This is a genomic window from Proteiniphilum sp. (assembly GCF_034927365.1).
Taxonomy (GTDB): Bacteria; Bacteroidota; Bacteroidia; order Bacteroidales; family Dysgonomonadaceae; genus Proteiniphilum.
The window spans coordinates 1-11555 of sequence record NZ_JAYFQD010000040.1 but is presented as its reverse complement, the minus strand read 5'-3'; the positions used below and the strand labels follow the sequence as shown (position 1 = coordinate 11555).

Annotated in this window: 10 protein-coding genes; all 10 read left to right on the top strand. The window is 42.8% G+C overall.

The window, feature by feature from the left end:
• Positions 1 to 45 precede the first annotated feature (45 nt).
• Positions 46 to 249, top strand: a complete 204-nt coding sequence (locus VB073_RS17310; RefSeq protein WP_323405439.1) for a hypothetical protein — start codon at positions 46 to 48, stop codon at positions 247 to 249.
• Positions 250 to 263: 14 nt separating this feature from the next.
• Positions 264 to 884: a hypothetical protein gene (locus VB073_RS17305; protein ID WP_323405438.1), complete on the top strand. Its 621-nt coding sequence runs from the start codon at positions 264 to 266 to the stop codon at positions 882 to 884.
• 287 nt (positions 885 to 1171) lie between these two features.
• Positions 1172 to 1597 carry a type IV pilin protein gene (locus VB073_RS17300; RefSeq protein ID WP_323405437.1) on the top strand — a complete coding sequence of 142 codons (426 nt, stop codon included), beginning with the start codon at positions 1172 to 1174 and terminating at the stop codon, positions 1595 to 1597.
• The gene (locus VB073_RS17295; protein ID WP_323405436.1) at positions 1549 to 2046 is read left to right on the top strand and encodes a hypothetical protein; all 498 of its coding nucleotides are present in this window, start codon (positions 1549 to 1551) and stop codon (positions 2044 to 2046) included. Before VB073_RS17300 ends, VB073_RS17295 begins: the two co-directional genes overlap by 49 nt.
• Before the next feature lie 5 nt (positions 2047 to 2051).
• A complete protein-coding gene (locus tag VB073_RS17290) occupies positions 2052 to 3473 on the top strand; it encodes a GspE/PulE family protein (RefSeq protein ID WP_323405435.1) in 1422 nt (473 codons plus the stop codon).
• Between the two features lie 45 nt (positions 3474 to 3518).
• The gene (locus VB073_RS17285; RefSeq protein ID WP_323405434.1) at positions 3519 to 5384 is read left to right on the top strand and encodes a type II secretion system protein GspD; all 1866 of its coding nucleotides are present in this window, start codon (positions 3519 to 3521) and stop codon (positions 5382 to 5384) included.
• 1 nt (position 5385) lies between these two features.
• Positions 5386 to 6378, top strand: a complete 993-nt coding sequence (locus VB073_RS17280) for a hypothetical protein (protein ID WP_323405433.1) — start codon at positions 5386 to 5388, stop codon at positions 6376 to 6378.
• Complete coding sequence (locus tag VB073_RS17275; protein WP_323405432.1) at positions 6375 to 6860, top strand: hypothetical protein; 486 nt, start codon at positions 6375 to 6377, stop codon at positions 6858 to 6860. Before VB073_RS17280 ends, VB073_RS17275 begins: the two co-directional genes overlap by 4 nt.
• 29 nt (positions 6861 to 6889) lie before the next feature.
• Entirely contained in the window at positions 6890 to 10660 is a 3771-nt protein-coding gene (locus tag VB073_RS17270; RefSeq protein WP_323405431.1) for a hypothetical protein, read from the top strand.
• Between the two features lie 88 nt (positions 10661 to 10748).
• Positions 10749 to 11555: DUF6443 domain-containing protein (locus VB073_RS17265; protein WP_323405430.1), on the top strand; the 807-nt coding region annotated here is incomplete at its 3' end.

The window sequence follows — 11555 nt, the reverse complement described above, 5'->3', positions numbered from 1 at the left end:
CAGGTCAGGCATGTAAATAAGTGAATAGCCACATATTCCGTATCGATGCCAGTATATGCGGTCGTGAAAAAGGGAAAAACTGATATAGACAATTGGTTGGTATATCAGAATGGAAAAGTCATACGGACGATACCGGGAAATAAAATGCCTGGGCAGGAGGAGGAGGAAGATGACAAGCCAACATGGGGTGAGGTCTATGATTTTATGCGGAGGGCTATTAAAGCCAATCCGGGTATTGTAGTAAAATAAACACGAATATGAATATGAAAAGGATAGCTATATTATTGAGTTTCTTCATTGTTTTCATTTCTTGTGCCAATAAGGTAAAAGAAGAAGAAAAAGTAGAAGAAACAGAAAATCAGCAGGTGGCGGTAGATACTGTATCGGAGGAAAAATACCAGCAAATTTCGGGTGGAGAAGAGCCTTATTATCCTAAAACCGAAGAGGCATTAAAACGCTGCCAGAAAAGGGTACGGGAAGAAGGTGATGCGATCAGTTATTGGGGATTAGAGGTTTATTACGGCAAAAACCCTCATTTGGAGAATGAAATGATAGGGTATACAGAAATAATGATAAAGAAGAAAGAAAGGAATGAGCCATATATAATGAATTATTATGAATACGTAAAACGAAGTAAATCAGAGAATAAAACTGAACTAATGAAGCGGGCAATCAAATATATGAAGGATATGCTGAAGCGAGAAGAGAAGTTAGAAAATGAGAGTGACTTTTATTATTTTCTTACAAGAAGTGTTTTATCCGATATTTACAGGGAAGGAACTTATGTACCCAGGGATACTGTAATTGCCGAGTATCTGGATGCAGGAGGCAATAATCTTGATTCCATTATTCGGGTCCGTCAGGTTAGGCATGTAAAAAAGTGAGCCTTTAGAGTTAATTATTCCTTTTTTATTTGTCTAATAAAAGTTATATAGTATATTTGTTACCCTAACTCAGTCATTAGGATTTTCCATGAAATGACTATTGTTATTGTATCTTTTTTATTGATATACAGCATAATATTACTATACAAAAACATATCATCATGAAAAAAATTATTTTATCGTCAATACGACTTTTCAAAATTCACACAAATAAGACAATAATAATTTCTTTATGCCTATGACATATATGATAGCTGATAAACCCGAAATATATTAATTTATATCATATGAAACATCTATACAACTCACGTTTCACTTCCAAAAGGCTGGAGGCTTTCTCCTTACCGGAACTGTTGGTGGTCCTCGTAATTATCGGTATTCTGGTATTGATTGCATTGCCTAACCTGATGCCCCTTATCTCCAGGGCAAAGAGCGTGGAGGCCCAGCAGCAACTGGTTTTCCTGCATTCGTTGCAGCAAAGCTACTTCTTTACCCATTCCAGATATTCATCCTCTCTCAACGAAATTGGATTTGAACAGCAACCGCTGGTAACGGACGAGGGTACGGCCAACTACAGGATTGAAATCGTGGAAGCCGACGAGAACGGTTACAAGGCGCGGGCAACCGCCGTGGTAGATTTCGACAGGGACGGCAAATTCAACATATGGGAGATCAATCAGGACAAACAACTGAAAGAAACGGAAAAGGATTGAACATGAAACTGGTCATACTCATACCTCTGGTGCTGATGATAATCTCCGATTACAGAAGCAGGACGGTTGTCTTATGGCAACTACTACTCTTTGGTATGGTCGTAATCATAATCAGCCTGGTAGAAAACGGATTAAGGGTGACTGGCATGAATCTCGCAGTAAACATATTCCTGTGCCTGCTGACCGGACTGGGTGTATACCTCTACTTCCTGTTGAAGTACAAGTCGGTAAACTCGATCATAGGAAAAGGGGATATCCTGTTTATCCTGTTTCTTACTCCCTTTTTTACGCCCAGGCTATTTCTTGTTTTTATGCTGGTCTCTTTCGTCGCAACCTTGTTGATGTGGGGTATCCACACCCTTACCGGCAGGAATAATGCCAACATCCCGTTAATTTCAGGCATAGGATCATGCCTTTGCGTCCTGCTTATCTATCAACAGTTAGCATAACAGTTATGATAAACTCCCATATCCCCACCGAACTGATCCAGTTATTTTCAAGCAACGAAGCGGCGAACTACCGGATTATCCCTTTCGAAATGCAGGAGGATAATCACTTAAGATGTTATGGGGATGAGAATCGGGATTATGAAAAGATCATACAGGAGATTGCCATCATTTATGATCTGGACGTGGCAATCGAAAGGGTCGATGCGGAGGAATTGGACAAGGCTTTAAATTTCTATTACCGTCAGGACCGCACCTTCTCTTCAAACACCCAGTCCCTGCATATAAGCGATTCGGATTTCGTAGGAAAGCTGATCGAGGAAGCTGATACTTTAAAATCGAGTGATATCCATTTCGAGCCCTACGAAAAAAAATGCCGTGTACGCTTCAGGATCGACGGGAAACTGATAGAACGGTATATCATCAACAAGGCTGATTACCCGGCGCTGGTAAACCGTCTTAAGATCCTTTCCAATCTGGATATATCGGAAAAGCGGTTACCACAGGACGGGAGGATTCTTTTTGAAAGGAATAACCTGAAATTCGACGTACGGGTGTCGGTGATGCCCACCATTTACGGTGAGAAAATCGTACTCCGGCTACTCTCGAAAGACCAGGGCCTGCTTTCATTGAGCCGGCTGGGGTTTAACGAAAAACAATACGCCGACTATTACAGGGCCATCATGCAGCCCAACGGCCTTATTTTGATCAGCGGACCTACCGGATCGGGAAAGAGCACCACCCTATATGCTACCCTGAACATATTGAACCGGCAGGATAACAATATCCTTACCATCGAAGATCCGGTAGAATACACGCTGCCGGGGATAAACCAGATGCAGTTGAAAGAGGAGATAGGACTGACATTCGGGAGCGCCCTGCGCACCTTCCTCCGGCAGGATCCCGACATCATCATGCTGGGAGAGATCCGCGACCAGGATACGGCACAGATGGCCATACGCAGTTCCCTGACGGGACACCTCCTGTTATCCACCATCCATACCAACAGCGCATGGGGAAGTATAACCCGGTTGATAGATATGGGAGTGCATCCCTACCTGATATCCGAGACCTTGATAGCCTGCGTTGCACAAAGACTGGTACGTCTGTTGTGTCCCCATTGTAAAAAAATATTCCATCCCGACGCATCCTTTACCGGTGGGTATAATTTGAACCCACAGGACAACTATTATGAAAAAACGGGATGCGAGAAGTGTTACTACACCGGCTATCTGGGAAGGAAAGCAATTTACGAGGTAATTCCAATCGACAAGTATTTATCTCAATTGATAAGAAAAAGTGAAACCGATATCAACGACTATCTGCGGCAGCATGATATTAAAACACTAAGGGATTCCGCCCTGGAAATGTTTGCCAGGGGTGAAACCTCGCTGGAAGAAATCCTGCCCATCATCAGTGAAACGATATAGGTAAAACAGTACTTAGATATAACGACGCACAAACTATATAACGGCATGAAGAGATATTTCATTTTTTTCATTTTCCTGACAGGGGGATTAGCACACCTGATAGCCCAATCTCCCGAAAACCCACGGTTGGCGAAACTCAAAGAAAAATTGCAACAACTATCGTATACCGACAACCGGTATACCGGGAAAGTGGATGTGGCCGTTACCAATTTCCCCGTTTCGGAACTGCTCAGAAGCCTGGCCAAAGCACAGAACCTGAGTATCAATGTGGCTTTCGGCCCCGACAAGCTTATCAATTGTCACCTGCAACAGGTTCCCGTGATCGATGTCCTCTATTTTATCTGCAGGGAGAAAAGCCTGGAGGTGGAAGTCATGGGAAATATCCTGTCAATCATACCATACGACGAACCTGAAGTGGAACCGGACATATATATCGCTTTCGATCCCTTAAGAGAAGAAGTATCGTTTGATTTTACCAATTGCAAGCTGGAATCGGTTGCAAAAAAAATGATGGAAGCAACCGGCTATAATATTATCATACCCCGATCGCTTTACGGATCACCGGTATCAGCCTACGGCAAGAATATGAAAATAGACGAAGCGGTAAGGACCATTTCTTCGGTAAACGGCTTCCAATATGGAAAGCAATCAGAGAGGTCATGGTCGGTCTACAAGCCGGAGGGGGAAGGTAATCAACAGGCCGGTTATACCTTCGCTTCTGATGAATTTACTATTGACAGTTTAGGACTGATAACGGCGAGGATAAACGGCGGTAATGTCCGCCAGATTATCCCCGACCTGTTCCGTAGACTGGGAAAAAACTATTTCCTCTCCAACGAGTTCAACCACTCTACCAATATTGACGTAGAGGAGGTCGACCTGCATACCTTCCTGAACGTGATGCTGACCGGTACGAATATCACCTGGCGTATCGACAATGGCGTCTATATCTTTGGAGGCCACACCGAAGGGGAACGGCTTTCCTCGGTAACGGTCTTCCCGATGAAGTACAGGACGGTCGACAAGGTGGCAGAGTTCATACCGGCGGAACTCAAGACCAATGTGGAGATCATTACCTTCCCCGATTTGAACAGCCTTGTGATCAACGGCGATCAGCGGGCGGTGATAAGGATCATGAATTTCCTGAATGAAATTGACAGGAGTGTTCTCCTTATTTCCTTCGACGTGATCATAGTGGATGCCACTGACAAGACATCACAATCCATCGGCCTTTCCATGGGCGTAGGTGACAAGCCTTCGGTCACCGGAGGATCCGTAAGCCCGGGAGTCGATTTTTCGATGAGTGCCGCCTCGGTGAACAGGATCATCAACTCCTTCAACGGGTTCGGATCGATTAACTTAGGCAAGGTAACACCCAATTTCTATGCAGACCTCAAATTCCTCGAAGATGCCGGCAAGATTATTTTAAGGTCGACCCCGAGACTATCCACGCTGAACGGTCACAAAGCCATATTGAAAAGCGGGGAGGTGAAATATTACAAGGAAAGCCAGGTCAATATCATAGGAACACAAAACCCGTTGCAGTCCGAATCGTACCTGTGGAAAAACGTGGAAGCCAATTTCGTACTGGACATCACACCCTATGTCAGCCTCGACAGTGTGATCACCCTCCAGATCAACCTGGACCAGGCGGAGTTTACCGTGCGGGAGAGTAGCGACCAGGATGCACCCCCGGGATTGACAAAACGGAGTTTCAACTCCATCATCAAGGTGAAGGATCAGGAAATGGTGTTGTTGGGAGGCATCGAGAAGAATCTTACCGACACCTCCTCGCGGGGATTGCCCTTTCTGGCCCGGATACCCGTCCTTCGCCTGCTTTTTGGCAATACCACCAAAGTCAGATCCTCCGAGAGATTGAGTGTTTTTATCAAACCTACCATCATTCAATAGTATGAACCTGCTACCCTCCATATTGAACGAGATCATATTATCGGAAGTTGAAATAAGCGATGGCGTTATTTCAACCAAAGTGAATGTGGCCAGGTATTCATTCAAAAACGCTGCTGTCATTTGCCGGGAAATAGACAGTGAAAAGGATGAGTTACCGAAGAAGGAGAATGGAATAGCCTTACTCTCCATCTCCGGGAGCGATGTGGGATCGAAGGAGTACGATGTTTTCCGTAACGATGCTACAAAGAAGATAACGGAGAATGACAATCTCCTATGGACAATCCATGGAGATAATGTCAACTCCAGAATTGATTTCATCAGAAAATCATCTCTCGAGAACCTGTTGAAAGAAATGGAGAATAGAGGGTTTTACATAGCCGATATCGTGGTATCCCGGCAGACAGATGCCGATATCCATACTGCATTGAAAGAATTTTATGAAAGGAAGGTGAATTTTGATATCGTAAAAAGATCGAGGGAGTTCAGGGCCTTCTTTTTTGACAGTCTCTTTGACAGGATCAAACTACCGGTATTGCTCCTTTTCTTTCTACTCCTCCTTGTCAATTGGATAGTTTTTTCCAATATAAGGGAAAAGTATGACATCAGTGAAACGGCTTATAATATGCAACTTCAGAAGAACAAGGTGGAGACGGAAAACAGTAAAAAGACCAATCGCCTGTTCGGAGAGTACAACAAGATAGGGGTTTATCCCCTCGCTTTGATGGCGGACCGTATCGCCGCTTACCTCCCCAAAGATATCAGGCTTACATCGATGGTTTTTTTCCCTGAGAAATCACCTGGGGTGAGAGGAAAGAACCGGAACGACAACGCCAATGTGATTATCATAAAGGGAAAAGCGGACGTCGCCGGTACGGTGCTCCTGCTGGCTCAACACCTGCAGGAGGACAAGTTGTTCGGAAAGGTGGACATCATCAATATCAACAACCTGAAGGATGCAGGTTCGTATGAATTTGAAATACATATAAAACCATGAAATACTATAGCGGAATAATTAAGATAGTGGCGTTGATCATCATCATGCCCATCATACTTGGGAAATGCACCTTCTCCAAGACATTTCGGTTGTATGGCGATTATCGCCATATCCAGACTCTGGAAGAACAACTGGTGCGCACGACATCCGGCAAATCCGTATTGGCTCCATTGCAGTTAAGCAATGAAAACCTGATCAGTAACGGGCAATTGGTTGAGAGGATCGGTCAGGTGTGTGAAGAGAATAATGTTTCAGTGAAACAGTATGAACCCGAACTGCTGGACAGCGAGGGTGATTTCAAACTCTATAACGCAAGCCTGATCCTGGCAGGAAATTATATCGATCTGGTGAAAGCCCTGAAGTATTGCGAAGATAATATACAACCGGTAAAGATATCAACCCTGAAATTTGAATATGATGAAAAAAAGATGAAAGACAAAAAGGTGGAAATGACTGCAATCATGAAGCAAATTGAAAAATAATACAATAAACACTTTTATTTTAATTTACTATGAAAAAGAAAGTACAGATTCTGGTAATACTATTAAGCCTTCTCGTAACAATGAATGGCCAGGTGCAAACAATATCATTGGATATGCCGAAAATTGTTCCAACATCTCCCGAGGCTGCCTCATTGACAAAAATGGTCAACTACCCGGTGAGTATGAGTACCGGTGTGCCGGATATCCACATTCCGGTTTACGAGATTCAATCCGCGGGATTAGTCTTACCCATCGACCTGCAATATCATGCCGGCGGATTCAAGATCAATGAGCAGGCGTCAAGGGCCGGTCTTGGCTGGAGTTTAAGTTCGGAATTGCAAATAACAAGAACCGTTAATGGACTGGATGACCTTTTGGGTAACGATATGGGATATATGAATAACAACCTTATCCTACCCGATGGTTATAAATTTACCGGTGGGACGCCTTTCCCAAACGCCAACATGTATAATCTGGCAACGGGAAAAACAGACGGACAACCTGACAAGTTTGATTACAAACTATTGAATAAGTCGGGATCCTTTTTTATTCTAAAGACAGGATCAACCTATAAATTTGTCCCCACCCCGTATGACAATATAAAAATTGAATTATTGACAGGAGGTGCATTCAGGATTACCGATACCGACGGAACAATATATTATTTCGAGAGACAAGAAGTCTCTCATACTCCCGAACAATGTATCACGGCTTGGAAGTGTACCAGGATTTTAAATAATTTGGGCAAAGAGGTATTTGCATTCTCCTATACTCAACTTTCATCAAAACAACTCCGCAGCAATACCGATTATGTTGAATACTATACCAGTGAGGTTTTCCCGGGTAGATCGTTCGAATATATTTATTACTCAAATAAATCCCCTCTCAAGGATGTAACATTGTATAACGATCTTAACCAACCTTTTTACAGATTATCGAATCCTAAATATATTCAATATTTTGGAGATAACGATCTTCGATCTATTTTACACTTACCCTATTACAACAGCAGTACAAATACACTGGTGGATAAAGAATATCCTATAGTGCAACTGAGTAGTTTGGATCGTAATCCATTCAATACGATAACAAGTATTGATAGGTACATGTTAACTGAAATCACCTTTCATGGAGGAAAAGTAAAATTTAATCCCGATTACCGGTTAGACAATATACAGATATTACAGGATAATAATATCATTAAATCGGTAAGACTCTATCATAGTTTTGCAAATCCGACAAATCTCAATAATTATCAATATTATAATGGAGGGGAAAATATTGGAACTCCGTATCTTGATTCATTGATAGTCACGGCAGCAGCGGCAAAAAATGAAAAGTATTCATTCCTCTATAACAGTAAATTTTGCTTTGGCAGTCACCTGGCAATACATGATGCATGGGGATATCCGACCATTTATACTACGGATATGATGTATGGCAATTATTACTACTCCGTTCCCAGATACCTGGCCTATGAAAAACATCTCCTGGATTTGTCACAGTCTGATATTAAGAGTCATCTCCTTTATGGAACTAAAAATGACAGATACTGGATACAATCAAGTGATAATTTTATGATGGACGCCGGAGTGTTGAGACGAATTATTTATCCTACAGGAGGATATGTTGATTTCGACTATGAACCAAACCAGTATCTCTGTCCCATGCCCTATTATTTTGGCGATTATCAAGGTCTGAAATATGCCGATTTAATACAATATTGTGGAGGATTGAGGATCAGGAGCATTAATTACTATGATAAGGGATCAACCATACCTGTAAAACAAAAGTACTACAAATACGGACAATGTGAAGATGGGGCCGGGGAATTGAACGCGCAACCCGAATTAAATCCCTACATTAGAAACTACAGCTCCATTTTAGGACCCATGGCGGACGATTACAGCTACAAGGCGGTAATGAAGGAAGAATATGTTGTGTACATCAAAGAGAAATTATTAATACCTCCCGTCCTGGAACCGGACAGATCGCATTATACCCATATCATGACGGACAAGAAATTGTCTATTTTCCCGGCCTCCATGCTGGAATACACCTACGAGAACGGCTCTTCCATCTATTACACCAAAGTAACCGAATATAACAGTGACATGGGAGTTCAAACAGGAAAAACCGTATATGAGTTTTATACTCCACGGGATTTCGACCATACTTGGAACAACAGGGTAAGGGTTTACGACGATGCGATGATTTCCTATATAAAGACTCCCGGGCTCCTGGGCCATCAGAAATCGGTAAGCGAATATAAACTGGTCGGAAATAAATTCCAACTGGTGAACAGGAAATCATTCGAGTATGAGAAATACGTCTATCCCGCCAGCATCCAGGTGGCGGCAGCGGCATTAAATGTCCTGTATAGCATCATTTATGAATCCGGGGGTGCTGCAATTTCCACAGATGCCCGTTATTATAATAATAATTGTCCGGCTTTGACCGATATCAGTGAATACAAGTTGGCTTCCTATTCCATCCCCATCCTCAAATTGCTGTTGAAGAAAGAGACCGAAGAGGATTTCGATAGTTCGCCAGCCTTGACAAAAACCGTTTCATATACATACAACAGGCTGCAGCCCTCCGAAATCACCACAGTGAACAGTAACGGATATACCGTGAAGAAGGCGTTGAAGTACTCTTATGACTTTGACGGGATTTACGATACGATGGAATCAAAAAATATGATCAGCCAGGTGGTGGAAGAACGCCATACACAACACGATGAATTCCTCTGTCAGAAAAACAATTACGGCATGAGTGCTGATGCGGGAGGAATTGTACCCGTATCCATTGAAAAATCCTATAATGGTTCCCCAACTTTTATAGAGACCACTTTCGATAAATACGACCAGTATGGAAATATACTGCAAATGACAGGAGTGGACAAGATCCCGGTAAGCTTCCTGTGGGGGTATGGAGGACTTTATCCGGTCGCACAAATAACCGGTATACCTTATTCCCTCATCCCGGAGAGTTTTAAAAATAATAGCACCATTAATTCTCCCTCATCCGATGATGCTCTCCGCACAGTTTTGACCAACCTGAGGAATAACATTAATACGGCCATGGTGGAATCGTATACTTACAAGAAACTTGTCGGCATGAGTAGTAAGACTGAATCCAACGGCAGTACCACTTATTTCGATTATGACGATTTTGGAAGATTAATTGCCATAAAAGACAACAATAAGAAACTGGTTGAGGGTTATGAGTATAAATATACACAACCGGAAGCCGCCGCCTTTGGAACAAACAGGACAAATATCCCTTACCTCTATACTGAAACAGTCATGGGTTCATCCCCGGTCTCTTACAACAAAATATTGAAAGGAGGGGTGGTGAGTTCCGGTTCACCTCCGGAAGAGATAAGCCGTCAACTTATTGGATTGAACAGGTACAATTATGACCTGCCGGCGGACAGTCCTTCCCAACTGATCAAGCTGACACTGGAAGGGTTTTACTATCCCTCCGCGCCTAACCTCCTTTCAACCTGGGTCGAAATAGAGTTATATAAAGATAACCAGACGAAGTATTCCAAAAAAGTTCGTTTCGACAGTATCGACAAAACTAATCCGGATAACAAAGAATATTTATTTGTTCTTCCCGGGGAATACTCCGTGGTGGTAAAATCTTCCGGGTCAAACCAATATAGCAAGTCAAATGTTCTCTTTTGCTATTTTGCCACCAATACATCTTCTTATTCCGCTATTCCCAATTTGTCAAAGATTAATCTGGTTAGCGGCAATGAATATAAGTTGAAACTCTCTCCCCAGGGATTATAGTCCCTGTAGAAAGGTAGATAACAAGGCTATTCCTCAAAATGGACAGCAATACAAGTTCGTATAGTTTCAAATTTGAAAATAGAGTCTCATGAAAAAATATAAAATATTATTTTTCGCGCTACTTCTTGTATGTTATTCCAGTGCGCAAAATATTCCCCGCAGTTACATCAGGACAAAAACATACCTGAAGACGGATGCAACGGCATCGATGGATAATATCAGTTACCTGGACGGACTGGGCCGCTTGAAACAGAATGTATACGTAAAGGCAAACCCGGCCAATCTTGATATTATAGATTTTATTGAATATGACGAGGTTGGCAGGGACAGTGTGAAATGGCTGCCTGTCACCAATAATGGCAGTGGGGCTTATGTTCCTGACATAAGCATGATCTCGATGCCAATCTATTCGGAAGGAAACCCGTATACAAAATTCACATACGATGCAATCGACCGTCCCATCGCCGAAACAGGACCGGGGAGTGCATGGGCTTCGCATCCCGTGACCTATAAATACGGGTTGAATGGTGCCAATGAGGTAAAAGCATTTAAAATATATGGAGCTACCTCTGATGAGATAATTTATACGGAATACTATGAACCGGGCACCCTCTATAAGAAGGAAACCAGGGACGAGGATGGCAACCCTGTATGGGAGTATGTGGACAAGGATGGCCGGATGGTAATGGTGCGGTATAGTACGTTGAATGCCGACACATATTACTTGTATAATCCGGCCGGACAACTGCGCTACGTGCTTCCTCCCTCGGCGGCAGACGCCCTGGTTGCCTTCAACTTTTATGATCTCTCCAATGACGCTATAAGCAAATATACCTATTTCTACCAATATGATGCAAGAGGCAATTGTATCCAAAAGAAGCTTCCCGCGTGTGAA

Bases quoted from the DNA above. Each gene is read 5' to 3' on its own strand.
- VB073_RS17310 (WP_323405439.1), top strand. From the start codon at position 46: ATGCCAGTATATGCGGTCGTGAAAAAGGGAAAAACTGATATAGACAAT.
- VB073_RS17305 (WP_323405438.1), top strand. From the start codon at position 264: ATGAAAAGGATAGCTATATTATTGAGTTTCTTCATTGTTTTCATTTCT.
- VB073_RS17300 (WP_323405437.1), top strand. From the start codon at position 1,172: ATGAAACATCTATACAACTCACGTTTCACTTCCAAAAGGCTGGAGGCT.
- VB073_RS17295 (WP_323405436.1), top strand. From the start codon at position 1,549: ATGGGAGATCAATCAGGACAAACAACTGAAAGAAACGGAAAAGGATTG.
- VB073_RS17290 (WP_323405435.1), top strand. From the start codon at position 2,052: ATGATAAACTCCCATATCCCCACCGAACTGATCCAGTTATTTTCAAGC.
- VB073_RS17285 (WP_323405434.1), top strand. From the start codon at position 3,519: ATGAAGAGATATTTCATTTTTTTCATTTTCCTGACAGGGGGATTAGCA.
- VB073_RS17280 (WP_323405433.1), top strand. From the start codon at position 5,386: ATGAACCTGCTACCCTCCATATTGAACGAGATCATATTATCGGAAGTT.
- VB073_RS17275 (WP_323405432.1), top strand. From the start codon at position 6,375: ATGAAATACTATAGCGGAATAATTAAGATAGTGGCGTTGATCATCATC.
- VB073_RS17270 (WP_323405431.1), top strand. From the start codon at position 6,890: ATGAAAAAGAAAGTACAGATTCTGGTAATACTATTAAGCCTTCTCGTA.